Raw genomic sequence first — 19,380 nt, 5'->3', positions numbered from 1 at the left:
TTTATAAAAAAAAGTTCGATCAGGACTTTATACCCGCTGTCTCCCTGATTTCCTCCATGATCCTATCTCCTAGCGCATCAGCCTCCTGTTGGCTTTTTGCTTCTGTATAGATCCGGATGATAGGTTCTGTATTTGATTTGCGCAGATGCACCCAGCTCTCTGCAAGATCGATCTTAACCCCGTCAATAGTAGATATATCTTCCTTGCTGTATTTATCCGCCATCGCTTCTAACAGGCTGTCGACGTCAAGATCCGGGGTGAGTTCAATTTTTTTCTTACTCATATAATAGGCAGGGTAAGAAGCGCGCAGGTCGGCCACTGTTCCACCTCTCTCTGACAGCAGCATCAGGAATAAGGCAGTACCTACGAGGGCATCCCTACCGTAATGGCTGTCCGGGTAAATTATACCGCCGTTCCCTTCACCGCCGATAACGGCCTTCACCTCTTTCATCTTTTCCACTACGTTTACCTCCCCTACTGCTGCGGCATGGTATTGGCCCCCGTGCTTTTCGGTAATATCCCTGAGAGCTCTCGAAGAAGAAAGGTTAGAGACCGTATCTCCTTTTGTCTTGCTAAGTACGTAATCGGCACAGGCGACCAGGGTATATTCCTCCCCGAACATTTCCCCGTCATTACTGATAAATGCCAGTCGGTCCACGTCCGGATCCACTACGATCCCGAAATCAGCCTTTTCTTCCACTACCAGTTTACAGATATCCCCCAGGTGCTCCTTAAGAGGTTCGGGGTTATGTGGAAACTGCCCGGTAGGATCGCAATACAATTTGACTACTTCTACCCCGAGTGCTTCAAGCAGCATAGGGATAGCGATACCACCGGACGAGTTAACCCCGTCTACCACTACTTTGAATTTCTTCTCCCTGATCACCTCGGCATCAACCAGTTCCAGGTCCAGTACTTCATCAATATGGATATCAAAATAGGCATCATTATTAACTACGGATCCAAGGGAATCCACCGTGGCAAAACTGAAGTCTTCGCGCTCGGCAATATCCAGGATCGCGGCACCCTGTTCAGCATTTAGAAATTCCCCTTTACTGTTCAACAGTTTTAAGGCATTCCATTGTTTGGGGTTATGGCTGGCAGTAAGGATAATACCCCCGTCTGCTTTCTCCAGGGGGACGGCGATCTCCACGGTAGGAGTGGTAGATAATCCAAGATCTATCACATCCATGCCCAAACCTACCAGGGTTGAGACCACCAGGTTCTGGATCATTTCTCCCGAGATCCTTGCATCACGGCCTATCACCACTTTTAAGGCCATCCGGCCGGTGTGCTTCTGCAACCATCGCCCGTAGGCGGCTGCAAATTTTACGGTGTCTACAGGTGTCAGGTTCTCATTAGGGCGACCTCCGATGGTGCCTCGTATCCCGGATATGGATTTGATCAGTGTCATATGTATTTCTTACTTTTTGGCAAATATACATCTCTTATGAGGATGCTGTGTTGTGAATTTGTAAATTCGAAATCCAAAGCCCTGGCCCATGAATTTCCTTGCGCATATCTACCTTTCATTTGAAGATGACGAGATCACCATCGGGAATTTTATAGCAGACAGTATCCGGGGCAACAAGTTTAAACACTACCCTGACCGTATACAAAAAGGAATATTACTGCACCGGGCCATTGATACGTTTACCGATGCACATCCCATCGCGAGGCGCAGCAGCAAAAGACTTCATAAGAATTACAGTCATTACAGCCGGGTGATCGTCGATATATTTTACGACCATTTCCTCGCGAAGAACTGGCAGCACTACTCCAACACACCACTACCCATATACACGGATCGGTTTTATGATCTGCTCGAATCTAATTTCGAGATACTGCCGGAGGGGGTGCAGCGAATGATGCCTTACCTGGTAACGGATAATTGGCTGGTAAGCTACGCATCCATCGATGGCATATCCAGGGTGCTGAACGGGATGAACCGGCGAACCCAGAACCGCAGCAGGATGAATTTTGCCGTGGATGACCTGCAGGAACATTACGGTTCTTTTGAGCACGAATTCACTTTATTTTTTGAAGAAGTTATATCTTTTGCCAAAGCTAAATACCTGAGACTATGCGACGACTAATTTACCTGATCCCTTTACTCCTGATTATTTCATGTGCCCGGAAAGAGGCAGAACCAACTGGTTTTGTGGCTGAAAAGGCCATGGTGGTATCCGCGAGGGAAGAGGCTTCACGCATTGGTGTGGAGATCCTTCAGAAAGGTGGTAATGCATTTGATGCCATGGTAGCTACGGAAATGGCCCTTGCCGTTGCCTACCCTTTTGCCGGAAATCTGGGGGGTGGTGGTTTTATGGTCTACCGGAAAGCTGATGGGGACGTCGGGGCCCTGGATTACCGGGAAATGGCTCCCTTGTCCGCCACCAAGGATATGTACCTGGATTCCGTAGGAAATGTTATTCCCGGGAAAAGTCGGGTCGGCGCTACCGCTGTAGGGGTCCCAGGAACTGTAGCCGGGGTATTTGAAGTGCATCAGCAATTCGGATCCCTTCCCATCGAAGAGATCTTTGCACCGGTTATAGCGCTTGCCCGCAAGGGGGTGGTAGTAACTGAAAAGCAGGCGGAACGCTTAGATAAATACAGGGATGAGATCCTGGAGGTCAGCGGGGACAGCACCTTGTTTTATACTCAGTGCAAAGCCGGGGACAGCCTAAAGTACCCTGCCCTGGCAGAAACCCTTACCCAGATCTCCACCAAGGGCCGGGATGCATTTTACAAAGGTGACATAGCCAGGACCCTGGCCGAATTTATACAGTCGCGCGGGGGATATATTACTACAGAAGACCTGGCAGCTTACGAGGCCAAATGGCGGCAACCCGTTATTTTTGAATACGAGGACCTGCGTATCATCTCTATGAGCCCCCCAAGCAGTGGCGGGGTAACCATGAACCAGATCTTCAGGATGATCGCACCATATAACTTGTCCAAATTTGGGCACAATAGTGCTGAGTCCATACAACTGTTAACCGAAGCTTTCCGGAGAGCCTATGCTGACCGGAACTATTACCTGGGCGATCCTGATTTTGTTGAGATCCCCTTGGATTACCTTTTAAGCGAAAGCTACCTTAAAGAACGGATGTCGGATTTCAGTTTTAAAAAGGCTACTCCTTCCGAGGCTATCAGGGAAGGCCAGGTTCAGATGGCAGAGAGTATGGAAACCACCCATTACTCTATTGTAGATGCTGAAGGAAATGCCGTATCTGTAACCACCACCCTGAACGGGGCTTACGGTTCCAAACTGTATTGTGATGAACTCGGCTTCTTCCTGAACAACGAGATGGACGATTTCAGTGCCAAGGCGGGGGTACCTAATATGTTCGGGCTGATCGGTGCCGAAGCAAACAGTATAGCAGCAGGGAAGCGAATGTTGAGTAGCATGACCCCGACCATAGTGGAAAAGAACGGCAAACTCTGGATGGTGGTAGGAACCCCGGGAGGGTCTACCATCATAACCGCGGTGGCACAGACCATCCTGAACGTGCAGGAATTTAATCTCAGTATGCAGGAAGCAGTAAATGCCCCGAGATTTCATCACCAATGGCTTCCAGATGAGATCGTCTTTGAACCCGAGGCTTTTTCAGAGGAACTGATAAAAGAACTGGAAGCTAAAGGATACCATATTAACCAGGGGCGTACCCCTGTAATCGGAAAGGTGGATGCCATTAAAGTATTAGAAGACGGTCGCCTGGAAGGAGGAGCCGACCCGAGGGGGGATGATACAGCGGTAGGATACTAAGCGTAGCGCTGTAACCAATAGTATCAGGACTTACCGAGCTGACGTTTCAGATCGTCCATGGATTCCTGTAATTGTTTCAGTAAACCTTTTTCTGTGGTGGCATCCAGGCCAAAAGTTATTTTACTGCTCACCTGCCAGAGCTCCTGGATCTGTTGGGGCTCTACCTCGTAAGGGGGATAGGTCTCGTTCAGCGAGATCAACATAACTCTCCTGCTGTTCGGGGGACGCTCTATTTTCTTGACCAGTACTGCATCCTGCAGCACCACAACGTACATTTTATTCGGGGATACATCCTCGAGACTTTCAACAGCTTTGGCCAGCACCCACTCCCCTGGCCTGAGGTTGGGCAGCATACTGTCTCCCTCTACCTGGAAACCCCGGTAAGTCGCATTCCTGAACTCCGGTAAGGGAAGGTCAAAGGCAGGTAACTGCTGGTACCAGCTCGTATCCTGTATATTCTGGGGGTATCCTGCCGCTGCTTTGGCGTTGACCAGGACCATATTATCCCGATCGAAAGAATCCACGGTAACTACTTTGGGAATCACATTCACGTTGGCCGTTTCAAGGTACTGCTGTTCGCTCTCCCCGTATAGCCAAAGGGGGTTGATCTTAAAAGTTTTCAGAAGCTCTGCCACCACTTTCCCGGAGAGCTTTGTCCTGCCCCGTTCAATATCTGCGGTGGTACTGGATATGCCCAACAACTGAGCAAATTCTGCCTGGGTATACCCCAGCTCTCTCCGTACTTCCGTAAATCTCTTAATGGTTAACTCCTGGTCCATAAACTGTTCTTTTTCAGACAACGCCCTCAGGAAATCAGGAAAATCCCTCATTAACCTTCCCGGCGTACTCCTCAAAAATACAAAATTTGGATTATTTCCAAAATTTAATTTGGATTATTTCCAATATTAGGAATATTTCCATAATTTTGGAATGATTACAAAAACAAGCGCTATGATTTTACAGGAAAAATTAACCGATTGGGCCTTGAAAGGAATGGAAGATCAGGTTCCCCTTCCCGGAATAAAGAAAAGAAGGACACGCAGTAAAGCAAATACTTCTAGGGTACGTGCCACAGCTGTTTTGGCGGGGATCCAGTTAAATCTGTTTGATTAATATTTCTATCCCGAACTTACTATGGATTACAACAGAATTCGAGAAAAATTAAGCATCCTGGCAGACGCCGCTAAATACGACGTTTCTTGCGCCAGCAGTGGGAGCAACAGGAAAAATAACTCCGGGGGCCTGGGTAACAGTACCGGGATGGGCATTTGCCACAGTTATACGGAAGACGGCCGGTGTGTTTCCCTTTTAAAGATATTACTCACTAACCATTGCATCTTTGACTGCGCCTACTGCGTTACGAGAAAGAGTAATGATATACCCCGTGCGGCTTTCAAGATACAGGAGGTTGTAGATCTTACCATCAATTTTTACAGGCGGAACTATATAGAAGGTCTCTTTCTCAGTTCCGGAATCTTTAAAAGTGCGGACCATACTATGGAACGCCTTATCGCGGTGGCGCGCAAGCTGCGGGTCGAGGAAAATTTTAATGGGTACATCCATTTAAAATCCATCCCCGGCGCCAGCGATGAGCTTATGTACGAGGCAGGCCTCTATGCCGATCGGTTATCAGTGAATATAGAGATCCCAACGATCTCCGGTCTAAAGTTACTCGCCCCCGACAAGCGGCACGAGGATTTTACCCAGCCTATGAACAAGGTGAAGAATGAAATCATCCGTTATAAAGATGAATTGAAGGTAAACCGCCATACTCCCAAATATGCTCCTGCCGGCCAAAGTACCCAGATGATCGTGGGGGCCACGGGTGAATCCGACCGGGACATCATGTACAGCGCCACGCATTATTACCGGAATTACGGGATGAAGAGGGTATACTATTCCGGCTATATTCCCGTAGCCTCGGATGATCGCTTGCCGGCGTTGGGTTCACAGGTTCCCCTGGTACGGGAGAATCGGTTGTACCAGGCAGACTGGCTGTTGCGATTCTATGGTTTTTCTGTCAAAGAACTGCTGGACGAACAAAAACCTTTCCTCGATACGGACATTGACCCTAAATTGAGCTGGGCATTGCGGAACATGCATTTGTTCCCGGTTAATGTGAATACTGCAGATAAACAGTTGCTTGCCAGGGTTCCGGGAATCGGGATCAAAGGTGTTCATACCATACTCAAGGCGCGAAAACACCGCGCCCTTACCTGGGATCATTTGTCGCGATTCCAGCTGGCGCTGAACAGGGCCAAATATTTCATCACCTGTGCCTCCCCGGATGTTTATCACCGGGACCGCGAAGCCGGAAACCTGAAAGAGCTTATCCTCCATCAATCCAGGAGTAAATACAGACATCTTCACGCTAATCAACTCAGTTTATTCAATTAATTATGGAACAAGCCACTATTCTACTTTACGACGGAAGTTTTAACGGTTTTCTGACCGCTGTTTTCAAAACCTACAGTGATAAAATTGCCACCGTGGATATCCAGAGGGCCGATAAAGGACAACACGGCTTATTCTCGGACGCGGTGCACGTTGTGACCGATACTGCCCTGGCGCAACGGGTATGGCACGGGATAAGGAAGAAAAGTGGGCAGGCCATAAAGGAGATCTACTTTGCTTTCCTGAGTGAACAGGAGGGAATAGAGCGCTTGCTGCTCAGCTATATCCGCCGGATCTTTTCCGAAGTCCGGGCAGTACGTTCTGACCTTGGGAACGAGATGGTCCTCCGAATAGAACAACTGGCCCGGAAAGTTGGCAGGGAAAAACACCGTATGGAGGCTTTTGTCCGGTTCCAACTGACGGCAGATGGGATCTATTTTGCCAACATCGAACCTGATTTCAATGTATTACCCCTTATCTCCAGGCATTTCAGGTCCCGCTATGCAGACCAGGAATGGATCATCTATGATTTGAAACGAAATTATGGCCTGCATTACGATGGATCCTGCATTAGCCTGATCAACATGGATCTTCCAAAGTCATTTACCAATACCCTGCAGTTGGGAGACGAGTTTCACGAAAGCGAGGCATCTTACCAAGAATTATGGGGAACTTACTTTCAAAAGACGAATATCCGCTCCAGGATAAATAAGAAATTACATGAACAACATGTGCCGCGCAGGTACTGGAAATACCTGAGTGAAAAGAAACCATTGCAGGCACTCCCGGGTGCCTGATCCCTGTAAATCTTAACCTGACATTAACAGCTCGCAGAATGAAAGCTGCTTCCGTTTTACGGCTGATTATTGTATTTTAGCGGTTTGGCTGATTGTTAATGATAAGATACGAAGAGAACATAGAAGTAAAGGGTGCACGGGTACACAATCTTAAGAATATTGATGTCACCATCCCCAGGGAACAATTGGTTGTAATTACAGGGCTCAGCGGGAGTGGAAAGTCTTCCTTGGCATTCGACACCATTTATGCAGAAGGACAACGCAGGTACATCGAGACCTTTTCCGCCTATGCGCGGCAATTCCTCGGGGGCCTGGAACGCCCGGACGTAGATAAGATAGACGGACTCTCCCCTGTCATTGCCATTGAACAGAAGACCACTTCCAAATCACCCCGTTCTACAGTGGGTACTATTACCGAGGTTTACGATTTCCTGAGGTTATTATACGCCAGGGCTGCGGATGCCTACAGCTATAATACAGGAGAAAAGATGGTGAGCTACAGCGATGAACAGATCGGGCAGTTGATCATGTCTTCCTATGAGGGTAAAAAGATCAATATCCTCGCCCCGGTTATCCGCTCGCGGAAAGGACATTACCGTGAATTATTTGAACAGATAGCGAAGCAGGGTTTTGTAAAAGTTCGCGTAGACGGCGAGATCCGTGACCTGGTCAAAGGGATGAAGGTAGACCGTTACAAGACGCACGATATAGAGATCATAATAGACCGCTTAAAAGTTTCCGATACCGAGGATTTCCGCAAAAGGCTGGCAGAAACGATTCCGACCGCTATGTACCACGGGGATAACGTGATGATGGTACTGGAAGAAGGGACAGATGACCCCCGCTACTTCAGCCGGGACCTGATGTGTCCTACAACTGGTATCTCTTATCCCAACCCGGAACCCAATACCTTTTCTTTTAACTCTCCTAAAGGTATGTGCCCCCGGTGCAACGGCCTGGGACATGTTTACGAAGTTAACCGCAAAAAGATCATCCCTAATCCCAAATTATCCATCAAGGCCGGTGGTTTGGCTCCCCTGGGGGAATACAAAAAATCATGGGCTTTCCGGCAGCTTGAAACCATCGGTACCCGTTACGGATTTGAACTTACAGATCCGATAGAGAAAATTCCAGCTGAGGCCATGGATGTGATCATGAATGGCGGGAATGAAAAATTTGACTACACCTCCAAGACCCTGGGCGTAAAGCGCCAGTACCATATTGACTACGAGGGGATCGCCAACTTTATTCACAGCCAGTTTGAAAGTAATGACAGTAAAGCCATCCGGCGGTGGGCCAAGGATTATATGGATAAGGTGGCTTGCCCTACCTGCGATGGAAGTCGGTTAAAGAAGGAAGCTTTGAATTTCAGGGTGTCAGGAAAAAGCATTGCGGACCTAGCTCATATGGATATTGGGGAATTGGCCGAATTCTTCAATAACCTGGACCATTCCCTGGAAGGAAATCAAAAGATCATTGCCAGCGAGATCATTAAAGAGATCAGTACCAGGGTACAATTCCTGCTCGATGTAGGTTTGAATTACCTTTCCCTTAACCGGAGCTCCAAATCTCTCTCGGGGGGTGAAGCACAGCGTATCCGGCTGGCTACCCAAATCGGTTCACAGTTGGTAGGGGTCTTGTATATCCTGGATGAGCCCAGTATAGGGCTGCACCAGCGTGATAACCAGAGGCTGATCAATTCCCTGGAATCTTTAAGAGACCTGGGGAATTCCGTGATCGTGGTAGAACATGATAAGGATATGATCCTGAGCGCGGACCACGTGATAGATATAGGTCCGTTTGCCGGGAGACACGGGGGGGAGATCATCTCCCAGGGCCCTCCTTCAGAATTAGAACATCAGCACACCCTTACCGCGGAATACATGTCCGGCACCCGCGAGATCCCTGTTCCAACAGAAAGAAGAAAAGGGAATGGGAAAAAGATAAAATTAGAAGGATGTACCGGGAATAACCTGAAGAACATCACGGTCGAATTCCCCCTGGGTACCCTGATCGGGGTTACTGGTGTCTCGGGTAGCGGAAAATCCACCCTTGTCAACGAGACCCTCTACCCTATTATGAATGCCCATTATTTTAACGGGGTAAAAAAACCCATGCCATACAAGGCGATCCACGGCCTGGAACATATAGACAAGGTGATCGATATCAACCAGTCGCCCATTGGGCGCACCCCCAGGTCTAACCCGGCTACCTATACAGGGGTTTTCAGCGAGATCCGGTCACTCTTTGCAAAGACCCCGGAGGCAGCCATACGGGGCTATAAACCCGGTCGTTTCAGTTTTAACGTAAAAGGCGGGCGCTGCGAAACCTGCCAGGGAGGCGGTATGCGGGTAATAGAAATGAATTTCCTGCCGGATGTTTATGTTGAATGCGAAACCTGTAACGGGAAACGTTTTAACAGGGAAACCCTGGAGATCCGCTACAAGGGAAAGTCTATTTCGGATGTACTGGAGATGACCATTAACGAGGCGGTTGATTTCTTCGAGAAAATTCCAAAAATCTACCGGAAATTAAAGACCATCCAGGATGTGGGCCTGGGCTATATCTCGCTCGGTCAGCAGTCTACAACCCTTTCGGGGGGAGAAGCACAACGGGTAAAACTGGCTACTGAACTTTCCAAGAGAGACACGGGTAACACGTTTTATATCCTTGACGAGCCAACGACCGGGCTTCATTTTGAAGATATCCGGGTACTGATGGGCGTATTAAATAAGCTGGTTGATAAAGGAAACACTATCTTGGTCATCGAACATAACATGGACGTTATTAAGATGGCAGACCATATTATTGATATTGGCTACGAAGGCGGGCGTGACGGTGGGCAGGTCGTTGCCACGGGTACCCCGGAACAAGTAGCACAACATACTAAAAGTCATACAGCGAAGTTCTTAAAAGAGGAACTTAAAGCAGAAATACCTCAATCCGTAGACCGGTAGTCCCGCAGGGAAGGATCGGACACGGCGATAACCATATACAGACTATTACCAATGAGAAAAGAACAACATTCTAAAGGATGGAATGAGATAAAAACAAATGATTCCTGGGCGATCTTCAAGATCATGGGAGAATTTGTAAATGGATTCGAAAAGATGAGTGCCATAGGGCCCTGCGTTTCCATTTTTGGTTCAGCCAGGACCAAAGAAGATGCCAAGTATTACCAGCTTGCCATAGAGATTGCCCAAAAAGTGGCTGAGGCCGGTTACGGGATCATAACCGGGGGTGGCCCTGGGATCATGGAGGCCGGTAACCGCGGTGCACACCAGGCCGGGGGCACTTCTGTTGGTCTGAATATTGATCTTCCGTTTGAGCAGCACGACAATCCCTACATAGACAGTGATAAGAGCCTGGATTTTGATTATTTCTTTGTGCGCAAGGTTATGTTCGTAAAATATTCCCAGGGGTTCGTAGTTATGCCCGGGGGATTTGGCACCCTGGATGAACTGTTCGAAGCAATTACCCTCATCCAGACCAATAAGATCGGGAAGTTCCCGATCATACTCGTCGGAACGGAATTCTGGCAAGGTCTGCTGGATTGGATCAAGAATACCATGCTGGAAGTTGGGAACATCTCCCCTACCGACCTGGACCTGATTCACCTTGCAGATACCGCAGAAGAAGTCGTCGATGTTATTGATGCCTTCTACAAAGGGCATACCCTTAGTCCAAACTTCTAACGGTTCATGGTCTCACTCCGATTTAATGCCCTTTATATTTTATTGCTTACCCTCTTATGTGCAGGTCTTACCCAGCAGGCAAGGGCTCAGCACAATAATATAATAACCGCTACGCTGGATGCGGAGACCAAACAGCTGGATATCCAGCAGGAATTCGTTTATCTTAATGACTCCAGGGATACCCTGCAGTTCGTGTATTTCAACGATTGGGCTAATGCTTATTCTGACAAAAAAACAGCCCTTGCTGAAAGGTTCGCGGAGGATTTTAAGAAAAGTCTGCACCTTGCCCCCGACGATGAGCGGGGATATACGGAAATTCTCGGGGTCGTAGATGATGAATACCGAGCTATATCCTTTAAACATTTACCAGGGAAGGATATGATCCGGGTGGCACTTAACAAACCCCTGGCACCCGGTAATTCGGCCAAAATATTCTTTACTTACAAGGTTCAGCTGCCACCGAACAAATACACACCCTACGGTTATAACAGTCGAGGAGGCTATTACCTCAAAGACTGGTACCTGACCCCCGTGGTATATGACAGCACATGGCACCTGTACAGTAACAAGAACCTGGAAGACCTGTATACCGATGTAACAGATACTTATCTCAACTTTGTCTTCCCTGACTCCCTCCACCTGGGTACTAATTTCAACGAAGTCAGTATTACAAGGCTGCCGGGAAAACAATATGCCTCCCTGAAGGGCATCAACCGTAAGAGTTGTGATATTATTTTAAACCATCAGAAGCGTTTCCAGAAGCATGTCACTCCTGAACTTATCGTCGTGACCGATATACAGGCCAATAAATACGATGAACTTTCACAGGGACTTTCCATCAACCGGATTACCCGTTTTATCGATGATAACCTGGGTAAGTTCCCCTATGAGCAACTGCTAGTCTCTGAGATAGACTTTGATAAGAACCCGCTGTACGGTCTCAATATGCTGCCGTCTTTTATCAGGCCTTACAACGAACAGTTCCAGTTTGAATTGAAATTCCTGAAAACTGCCTTACGCAGTTACATGCGGGAAACGGTCTTCCTGGATCCCCGTTACGAGAATTGGGTAAGTGATGCTATGGTCAATTACCTCATGATCCAGTTTGTGGAAGAATTCTACCCGGAACAGAAATTATTAGGAAAGTTATCCGATATCTGGGGTCTGAGGAGCTTCACATTGGCTCAACTGGATTTTAATGATCAATACTCGCTTTTCTATATGTTGATGGCCCGTAAGAACCTGGATCAACCCCTTACGACGCCCAATGATTCCCTGATCAAATTCAACCAGAAAATTGTGAATACGTATAAGGCCGGACTGGGCCTGGCCTACCTGGCTGAATACGTAGGAAAAGACCGAGTAGATAAAAGTATCAGGGAATTCTACGAGAATTATCGCCTGGCACCGGTAACTGCCGGTGATTTTAAGAGGGTGCTCGAAGAAAATGCGAATAAGGACATTAACTGGTTCTTCGAAGATTATGTCTCTTCCAATAAAAGGATCGATTTTAAGATCAGAAAAGTTGAGAAAACAGAAGACTCCCTGCATGTCACCCTGAAAAACAAAACCGGCACTAAGGTCCCGATCTCGATTTTCGGGTTACAAAATGATTCGGTCATCTCTAAATACTGGGTAAAGGGCTTTGATTCCGAGAAAGAGGTAACACTGCCTAGAGGTAAAGAAGACAGGCTGGTACTGAACTATGACCAGGTGATCCCTGAATTCAATCAAAGAGATAACTGGAAATCTCTGAACGGTTTTTTATCCAGCAATAAGAAATTAAAATTTCAATTCCTGAAAGATGCTGAAGACCCGTATTACCGGCAGATCTTTTATATGCCTGTCGCCAATTTCAACATTTATGACGGTGTGTCCCCGGGAATCCGGATCACAAATAAGACTCTTATCGAACGGCCCTTCATATTCGACTTTGCACCAACTTATGCCCTGAGAGAGCGGACCATGGTGGGCTACGGCCGGTTTAACCTCAGGAACTACCACGCAAAGAGCGGTTTGTATGTGAGTAATTTCAGTTTGGGAGGTTCTACTTTCCATTTCCAGGAGAATTCGCGCTACTCTACCCTGACCCCCTCCTTTTCCCTGGGATGGAGGCCGGATAACCTGCGATCCAATAAACGACAATCCTTACTGCTGCGTCATGTAAATGTATTCCGGACCATTGATCCTTCCCTGGGTGACCTGGAAACCGAACCGGATTACAGTGTTTTGAATGCCAGGTTTATCCACAGTAATAATGGTATTATCGATTACTTCTCCTGGTTTGCCGATTTCCAGTACGAGAACAACTTTACCAAGCTGGCCCTCGACATGGAATACCGGAAACTGTTTATCAGTAACAGGCAGCTGAACCTTCGTTTTTTCGCGGGTAAATTCCTGTCCAATTCGACAAACTCTGACTTTTTCAGTTTTGCCCTGGACCGGCCGACGGATTATCTCTTTGACCTGAATTACCTGGGTAGGTCAGAAGAGTCCGGGATTACCAGCCAACAGATCATTATAGCCGAAGGAGGGTTCAAATCTAAAATTCCTGACCCGTTTGCAAACGACTGGATGGCTACTACTAACGCAAGTTTTAACCTTTGGCGGTGGATAGAGGTTTATGGCGATGCAGGTTTCCTAAAGAATAAAAGTGAAAGAGCACGATTTGTATATGATTCGGGCATCCGGCTGAACCTTGTCACTGATTACTTCGAGTTGTATTTCCCGGTGTATTCCAGCCTGGGTTGGGAACTGGGACAGCCCAATTACGATCAGAAGATTCGTTTTATCGTAACCTTAAGTCCGAGGACCCTTACAGGGCTTTTCACAAGGCAATGGTTCTGATATATTGAATTATTCTCAAAATAAACGACTTATTTTAACGGATATATAATTTTTATGGCTTCTGACAGGAGTTTGTTAATAAATTATTAATGCTTTAGCGTATTTTCTCATTGCAAAAATCAACTGGATTTGATATTTTTGCAGCAAACATGATCTTAGCCCTATGAAAGTTAAACTAGAGACCGGAGACGATATATCATTTGAAGATTTCAGGGCACAGATACTCCAGGACTATGAAACCGCAGTTATAAGCAGGGAATGCAGTATACTGGGTCGAAGAGAAGTCCTTACCGGGAAAGCCAAGTTTGGTATATTCGGGGACGGTAAAGAACTACCACAGCTTGCCATGGCAAGGGCATTTAAAGATGGTGATTTCCGAAGCGGCTATTACCGGGACCAGACCTTTATGATGGCCCTGGGTCTGCTAAAACCAAAAGATTTTTTCCACGGGCTTTACGCTACCACAGATATTTCACAAGAACCCATGAGTGCCGGGAGGCAGATGGGTGGACATTTCGGAACCTATAGCCTGAATGAGGATGGCAGCTGGAAATATCTGACCAAACAAAAGAACAGCAGCCCGGACATCTCTCCTACTGCTGGCCAGATGCCAAGGTTACTGGGACTGGCCCAGGCCTCCAAGATCTACCGTCATGTTGAAGGAATAGACGCTGAGAAATTTTCAGTAAACGGAAATGAAGTGGCCTGGGGTACTATCGGGAACGCGAGTACCAGTGAAGGTCATTTTTTTGAAACCATCAATGCCGCAGGTGTATTGCAGGTACCGATGGTAGTAAGTGTCTGGGATGATAAGTACGGAATTTCCGTACCGGCACAATACCAGACCACCAAGGAAGATATATCGGAGATCTTGAAAGGTTTCCAGAGGGATGAAAATAACCCGGGTTACGAGATCCTGAAGGTAAAAGGATGGGATTACACCGCCCTCATCCACACTTATGAGAATGCATCAGACATCTCCAGGGAAGAACATGTACCGGTACTTATCCACGTCACGGAGCTGACCCAGCCCCAGGGACATTCTACTTCAGGTTCGCACGAGCGTTACAAGAGCGAAGAGCGACTGGAATGGGAAAAGCAATACGATTGTAATAAGAAATTCCGTTCCTGGATCCTGGAGAACAATATAGCAGATGAGGATACCCTGACCGACCTGGAAAAGAAAATCAAAAAGGAAGTTCGCCTGGCTAAAAAAGAAGCCTGGTCCGAATTCCTGGCTCCCCAGAAGGAAGCAAAGAAGAAATTGGTAACCCTTCTTGACAATGCTGCCCAGGCGAGCAATAACAAAGCATTTATATCTAAGATCAAGAACGATCTAATCGCCATAGATGAACCTTTAAAGAAAGACTTGGCTTCCAAAGCCCGGAAAGCCCTGCGGTATATGATTGGGGAGAAATCCGAGGCAAAACAGGTATTGTCAGATTGGATCTCTTCATATATAGCCAAGGAACAACCCAACTACAGTTCTCACCTGTATAAAGAAACGGAAGGCAAAGCCACTGAAATAGTGGCAGTCTCTCCTACTTATGACGAAAATCCCGAACAAGTGGACGGGCGGATCATCCTGAGGGATAATTTTGACCAATTATTCAGCAGGCACCCGGAAGCCTTGATATTTGGAGAAGACAGTGGTGCCATCGGGGATGTAAACCAGGGGCTGGAAGGATTACAGAAGAAATACGGGAAACTCCGGGTTGCGGATACCGGTATCAGGGAAGCGACCATCATAGGCCAGGGAATCGGGTTGGCGTTAAGAGGGCTACGCCCAATCGCCGAGATACAGTACCTTGATTACCTGCTCTACGGGTTACAGACCCTGAGTGATGACCTGGCCACTTTGCTCTATCGCTCCGTAGGGAAACAAAAAGCTCCGCTTATCGTCAGGACAAGAGGACATCGCCTGGAAGGTATATGGCACTCTGGATCCCAAATGGGGGCCGTGATCCATTTACTGAGGGGGATGTATATACTGACCCCACGGAATATGACGCAGGCTGCAGGATTTTATAACACCCTGATGAAAACGGATGAACCTGCCCTGATCGTAGAGAGTCTTAATGGTTACCGTTTAAAAGAACCGATCCCGAATAACCTGGGGGAGCACTGCACCCCAATAGGTAAGGTTGAAGTGATGCGCGAAGGATCCGATATTACTTTACTTTCATACGGTTCCACCCTGAGGATCGTTATGGAGGTAGCCAAGGAATTACTGGAGGTTGGGATTGATGCAGAAGTCATCGATGCGCAATCACTGCTACCCTTTGATATTGAAGGGGAAGTCGGGAAAAGTGTAGAAAAGACCAACCGCTTACTGGTCATTGACGAGGATGTTCCCGGCGGATGTTCTGCCTACCTGCTGCAGGAGGTCATTGAGAAACAGGGCGCTTACCGCTTCCTGGACAGTGCACCGCAGACCCTCGCTGCAAGACCACACAGGCCGGCCTACGGAACCGACGGTGATTATTTCTCCAAACCAAGTGCGGAAGACATCTTTGAAAAAGTGTACCGCATCATGCACGAAGCAAACCCGTCAGATTACCCGTGGCTACGGTAATTCTTGAGTAGTAAATCGCTTTTCTAAAAAAGATTTCCACACTTTGTTCTGCAAAATGTGAAAAACCGCCATTTATAAATCCCTGATTGAGAACTGCTAAAGGGTGTGTGACGCACTTTATGGCTGAAATAATGACTGTCTTTCTGCGTTTTCTATTAGATACGGCTACTGCTTTCAACAAATTTTATTTTACATTTAGGCAGAACTTAACTACTTAATCATGAATAAAAGCTTAAAGACCGATCTGGGGCTTGCCCTGCTCCGCATCGTTCCCTCTGCCCTTATGCTAACCCATGGTATTGGCAAATTTACCCGCCTGATCAATGGTAATTTCGAGTTTGCAGATCCAATTGGGATCGGGCAATCACCCTCTCTTTTCCTTGCCGTGATTGGTGAGTTTATTTGTCCCGTCCTGGTCATATTAGGTTATAAGACCCGCTGGGTTGCAGTACCTCCTGCCATCACAATGCTGGTTGCTGCATTCGTGGTTCATGCCAATGATCCTATCGCAAAAAAGGAAATGGCCTTGTTGTATATGGTCTTCTTTGTGGTGATCATTTTGCTGGGACCCGGCCGCTACAGTATAGACAAGAAATAATTCAGACGATCTTTACAAGCAATTCCTTTAACAGGTCGGCCTGGGACATATTGGCTGCCCCTACCCCTTTTCCTTTCAGGTCCATATCTCTCAGGTGAGAGACGATCCTGCTTACTTCCTTCATCGGGTAATTGCGGGCTGCTGTCTGTATCTCCGGAACAAAATACGGGCTGATCCTCAGGGCACTGGCTACACTGCGCGAAGAATGGTCTGTCAGGCCGTGATATTGTAACAGTTGCGAGAAATAACCGTGAAGAAAGGGTACGGTCATGACAAATGGATGCTCTTTAGGGTTCTGGGCAAAATAGGTTACGATCCTGGTGGCTTTGGCTATGTCGCGTTCACCCAGCGCCTTCTTCAGCTCAAAGTGATTATAGTCTTTACTGATACCTATGTGCTTCTCGATCAGCTGGGGGGTAATTTCCTCGCCTTCCTCCAGGAGTCCCTGCAGCTTCTCCAGTTCTTTATCAATCCTGCTCAGGTCTGCCCCCAGGTATTCCACAAGGAGGATGGATGCTTTCAGGGAAATAGCATGTCCCTTGCTTTTCATAAGCTGGCGGATCCAGTCGCCCACTTTATTCTCGTAAAGCTTTTTGCTTTCAAAGATCACAGCCTGGCTGTCTTTAAGTGTTTTGGATAGCTTCTTGCGCTTATCGATGGTCTTGTACTTATAGCATACAACAAGGACGGTGGTGGGCTGGGGCTGGGCGGCATAGGGGGCCAGTTGTTCAATGGTCCGTACCAGGTGCTGTGCTTCTTTTACGATCACAACCTGTTTTTCGGCCATCATGGGAAAACGTTTGGCAATGGAAACGATCTCGTCAATGCTGGTATCTTTGCCGTAGACGACGGTCTGGTTGAATTCGCGCTCCTGCTCGTTCAGGATCGATTCCCCTATAAACTGGGCCAGCTTATCTATGAAATAGGGCTCTTCACCCATCAGGAAATAAATGGGCCTGATATCCCCCTTGCGGATTGCCGCTACGATCTGTTTTACTTCCTCCATTCAGATAAAATCATCAACTTTGCCATATGCAACGATTGAACTTCCCGTCATATCAATTTCGTTTCAAAAATAGCGAAAATAAGGTGCGTATCTTTGATCTCATCCGCAAAAAATTCGTTCTCCTGCAGCCTGAAGAGTGGGTAAGACAACATGTTCTCAATTTCCTACATAAAGAGCTGGGATACCCGGTGGGACACCTGAACGTGGAGAAACAACTGGAAGTTAACCGGTTAAAGAAGCGGTATGACATCGTGGTGTTTAATTCCGATGGCTCACTGGAGGTACTGGTAGAGTGCAAAGCACCACAGGTGCGGATCACACAGGACACTTTTGACCAGATCGCAAGGTACAACCTGCAATTGCGCTCACGATTCCTGATGGTGACCAATGGGTTGCAGCACTATTGCTGCCGTTTGCATTACGAGGAACAACGCTACGAGTTCTTACCTGCATTACCTCCATATTCCGCTCCTGCCACCGGCAGTTGAAAATGACTAAAGCAACAGGGCTTGAAGTAAACAGTTCTAAAATATTTCTTTACTTTGCCAGCTTTAACAAAACCCGGAAGCCGCATCACGCCAAGCAGCCGCAATCATGCTAAAATTTGCCATTGTTATACTGAACTGGAACGGGGAAGCTCTCCTGGAGCGCTACCTGCCTTCGGTCGTCCAATATTCCCCGGGTCGGGATATCTACGTGGTTGATAATGCTTCTACGGATGGATCTGTCAGCTTCATGCAGCGGTACTATCCTCAGGTAAAAATTATTGAGAATCCCACCAACGGAGGGTTTGCCAAAGGGTACAACGATGCTTTGCCACAGGTAGACGCAGATGTGTACTGCCTGCTGAATTCTGATGTGGAAGTTACCGAGGGATGGCTGGAACCCGTGGAATTATTGATGGAAGAAAACAGGGAAGCCGCAATTGTGCAACCCAAGATCCTGGACCTGATGAACAAGGATCACTTTGAATACGCGGGGGCTGCCGGCGGGTACCTGGATATGCTGGGATACCCCTTTTGCCGTGGCCGGATCTTCCAGGCCCTGGAAGAGGATCGCGGGCAATACAACGATACCCGGGAAATCTTCTGGGCCACGGGAGCATGTATGTTCATCCGCAGCGAGGTTTACAAGGCCCTCGGCGGCTTTGACGAGCTGTATTTTGCGCACCAGGAAGAGATAGACCTGTGCTGGAGAGCTCAGAACGAGGGGTTAAAAGTTCTCTATACCGGGGCTTCCGAGGTATACCACCTGGGAGGTTCTACCCTGAGTAACATGAATCCGAAAAAAACCTTTCTTAATTTTAGGAATTCACTCTATTCTATCACAAAAAATCTACCCCGCAGAAGGGCATTCCCACTAATTCTCTGCCGGCTGCTCCTGGATTTCGTAGCTGCGCTGCGCTTTGTTTTCCAGCTGAAGATCAGGCATGCATGGGCGATCCTGAGAGCTCATTTAAGTTATTACAGGCATTTCAGGGCCGTTTACCGTAAGCGTAAAAAGAAAGATTATTTAAAAAATTACCATGTTATAACGTCCATAGTATGGTCACACTTCGTACATCAAGTAGATAATTTTAACGAATTAGTAAAAGATTAACTAAATTGTAAAATCGACGGATTGATTATTATATAATTTTGGTCCTGATTTCACAATCATTCAAACCATAAGAATACAAGTAACAAACAATTAAATCATTTAA

At 47.3% G+C, this 19,380-nt stretch carries 15 protein-coding genes; 12 read left to right on the top strand and 3 right to left on the bottom strand.

Features of this window, described 5'->3' with window-relative positions; genetic code table 11:
- Positions 1-19: 19 nt before the first annotated feature.
- The gene (gene glmM / locus CLV82_RS09985) at positions 20-1,414 is read right to left on the bottom strand and encodes a phosphoglucosamine mutase (RefSeq protein ID WP_133644157.1); all 1,395 of its coding nucleotides are present in this window, start codon (positions 1,412-1,414) and stop codon (positions 20-22) included.
- Positions 1,415-1,502: 88 nt separating this feature from the next.
- On the opposite strand from glmM, the gene CLV82_RS09980 reads away from it, so the two are divergent.
- Both CLV82_RS09980 and ggt read left to right on the top strand, forming a co-directional pair.
- Positions 1,503-2,096, top strand: coding sequence for an acyl carrier protein phosphodiesterase (locus CLV82_RS09980; protein ID WP_133644156.1), 594 nt, complete (start codon positions 1,503-1,505; stop codon positions 2,094-2,096).
- On the top strand, positions 2,084-3,766 hold the full coding sequence (ggt, locus tag CLV82_RS09975) for a gamma-glutamyltransferase (protein WP_133644155.1): 1,683 nt from the start codon (positions 2,084-2,086) through the stop codon (positions 3,764-3,766). Before CLV82_RS09980 ends, ggt begins: the two co-directional genes overlap by 13 nt.
- Positions 3,767-3,789: 23 nt before the next feature.
- Here ggt and CLV82_RS09970 read toward each other — a convergent pair whose 3' ends face one another.
- Positions 3,790-4,545, bottom strand: a complete 756-nt coding sequence (locus CLV82_RS09970) for an XRE family transcriptional regulator (RefSeq protein WP_133644154.1) — start codon at positions 4,543-4,545, stop codon at positions 3,790-3,792.
- Positions 4,546-4,717: 172 nt separating this feature from the next.
- On the opposite strand from CLV82_RS09970, the gene CLV82_RS14725 reads away from it, so the two are divergent.
- From CLV82_RS14725 to CLV82_RS09935, 8 genes are all read left to right on the top strand, one after another.
- On the top strand, positions 4,718-4,879 hold the full coding sequence (locus CLV82_RS14725; protein ID WP_166636701.1) for a hypothetical protein: 162 nt from the start codon (positions 4,718-4,720) through the stop codon (positions 4,877-4,879).
- A 21-nt stretch (positions 4,880-4,900) separates the two neighbouring features.
- Positions 4,901-6,163 (top strand): putative DNA modification/repair radical SAM protein, encoded by a 1,263-nt coding sequence (locus tag CLV82_RS09965; RefSeq protein ID WP_133644153.1) that lies wholly within the window; start codon positions 4,901-4,903, stop codon positions 6,161-6,163.
- 2 nt (positions 6,164-6,165) lie between these two features.
- Complete coding sequence (locus CLV82_RS09960; protein ID WP_133644152.1) at positions 6,166-6,957, top strand: TIGR03915 family putative DNA repair protein; 792 nt, start codon at positions 6,166-6,168, stop codon at positions 6,955-6,957.
- 98 nt (positions 6,958-7,055) lie between these two features.
- Entirely contained in the window at positions 7,056-9,914 is a 2,859-nt protein-coding gene (gene uvrA, locus CLV82_RS09955) for an excinuclease ABC subunit UvrA (protein ID WP_133644151.1), read from the top strand.
- Between the two features lie 51 nt (positions 9,915-9,965).
- Positions 9,966-10,652, top strand: coding sequence for an LOG family protein (locus tag CLV82_RS09950; RefSeq protein ID WP_133644150.1), 687 nt, complete (start codon positions 9,966-9,968; stop codon positions 10,650-10,652).
- A gap of 6 nt (positions 10,653-10,658) precedes the next feature.
- The gene (locus CLV82_RS09945) at positions 10,659-13,499 is read left to right on the top strand and encodes a gluzincin family metallopeptidase (RefSeq protein ID WP_133644149.1); all 2,841 of its coding nucleotides are present in this window, start codon (positions 10,659-10,661) and stop codon (positions 13,497-13,499) included.
- 163 nt (positions 13,500-13,662) lie between these two features.
- On the top strand, positions 13,663-16,074 hold the full coding sequence (locus CLV82_RS09940) for an alpha-ketoacid dehydrogenase subunit alpha/beta (RefSeq protein ID WP_133644148.1): 2,412 nt from the start codon (positions 13,663-13,665) through the stop codon (positions 16,072-16,074).
- Between the two features lie 220 nt (positions 16,075-16,294).
- A complete protein-coding gene (locus CLV82_RS09935) occupies positions 16,295-16,672 on the top strand; it encodes a DoxX family protein (RefSeq protein WP_133644147.1) in 378 nt (125 codons plus the stop codon).
- Between the two features lies 1 nt (position 16,673).
- Here CLV82_RS09935 and holA read toward each other — a convergent pair whose 3' ends face one another.
- The gene (gene holA / locus CLV82_RS09930) at positions 16,674-17,678 is read right to left on the bottom strand and encodes a DNA polymerase III subunit delta (RefSeq protein WP_133644146.1); all 1,005 of its coding nucleotides are present in this window, start codon (positions 17,676-17,678) and stop codon (positions 16,674-16,676) included.
- A 26-nt stretch (positions 17,679-17,704) separates the two neighbouring features.
- On the opposite strand from holA, the gene CLV82_RS09925 reads away from it, so the two are divergent.
- Positions 17,705-18,166: a type I restriction enzyme HsdR N-terminal domain-containing protein gene (locus CLV82_RS09925; RefSeq protein WP_133644145.1), complete on the top strand. Its 462-nt coding sequence runs from the start codon at positions 17,705-17,707 to the stop codon at positions 18,164-18,166.
- Positions 18,167-18,272: 106 nt separating this feature from the next.
- Positions 18,273-19,277 carry a glycosyltransferase family 2 protein gene (locus CLV82_RS09920; protein ID WP_133644144.1) on the top strand — a complete coding sequence of 335 codons (1,005 nt, stop codon included), beginning with the start codon at positions 18,273-18,275 and terminating at the stop codon, positions 19,275-19,277.
- The last annotated feature ends 103 nt before the right edge of the window (positions 19,278-19,380 follow it).

Origin of the sequence: Zeaxanthinibacter enoshimensis (assembly GCF_004362865.1) — a bacterium.
Lineage (GTDB): Bacteria > Bacteroidota > Bacteroidia > Flavobacteriales > Flavobacteriaceae > Zeaxanthinibacter > Zeaxanthinibacter enoshimensis.
This window is presented reverse-complemented; position numbering and strand designations above follow the sequence as displayed.

Bases quoted from the DNA above. Each gene is read 5' to 3' on its own strand.
- glmM (WP_133644157.1), bottom strand. From the start codon at position 1,414: ATGACACTGATCAAATCCATATCCGGGATACGAGGCACCATCGGAGGT.
- uvrA (WP_133644151.1), top strand. From the start codon at position 7,056: ATGATAAGATACGAAGAGAACATAGAAGTAAAGGGTGCACGGGTACAC.
- CLV82_RS09945 (WP_133644149.1), top strand. From the start codon at position 10,659: ATGGTCTCACTCCGATTTAATGCCCTTTATATTTTATTGCTTACCCTC.
- CLV82_RS09920 (WP_133644144.1), top strand. From the start codon at position 18,273: ATGCTAAAATTTGCCATTGTTATACTGAACTGGAACGGGGAAGCTCTC.
- CLV82_RS09950 (WP_133644150.1), top strand. From the start codon at position 9,966: ATGAGAAAAGAACAACATTCTAAAGGATGGAATGAGATAAAAACAAAT.
- CLV82_RS09935 (WP_133644147.1), top strand. From the start codon at position 16,295: ATGAATAAAAGCTTAAAGACCGATCTGGGGCTTGCCCTGCTCCGCATC.
- CLV82_RS09960 (WP_133644152.1), top strand. From the start codon at position 6,166: ATGGAACAAGCCACTATTCTACTTTACGACGGAAGTTTTAACGGTTTT.
- CLV82_RS09965 (WP_133644153.1), top strand. From the start codon at position 4,901: ATGGATTACAACAGAATTCGAGAAAAATTAAGCATCCTGGCAGACGCC.
- holA (WP_133644146.1), bottom strand. From the start codon at position 17,678: ATGGAGGAAGTAAAACAGATCGTAGCGGCAATCCGCAAGGGGGATATC.
- CLV82_RS09980 (WP_133644156.1), top strand. From the start codon at position 1,503: ATGAATTTCCTTGCGCATATCTACCTTTCATTTGAAGATGACGAGATC.
- ggt (WP_133644155.1), top strand. From the start codon at position 2,084: ATGCGACGACTAATTTACCTGATCCCTTTACTCCTGATTATTTCATGT.
- CLV82_RS09925 (WP_133644145.1), top strand. From the start codon at position 17,705: ATGCAACGATTGAACTTCCCGTCATATCAATTTCGTTTCAAAAATAGC.
- CLV82_RS14725 (WP_166636701.1), top strand. From the start codon at position 4,718: ATGATTTTACAGGAAAAATTAACCGATTGGGCCTTGAAAGGAATGGAA.
- CLV82_RS09940 (WP_133644148.1), top strand. From the start codon at position 13,663: ATGAAAGTTAAACTAGAGACCGGAGACGATATATCATTTGAAGATTTC.
- CLV82_RS09970 (WP_133644154.1), bottom strand. From the start codon at position 4,545: ATGGACCAGGAGTTAACCATTAAGAGATTTACGGAAGTACGGAGAGAG.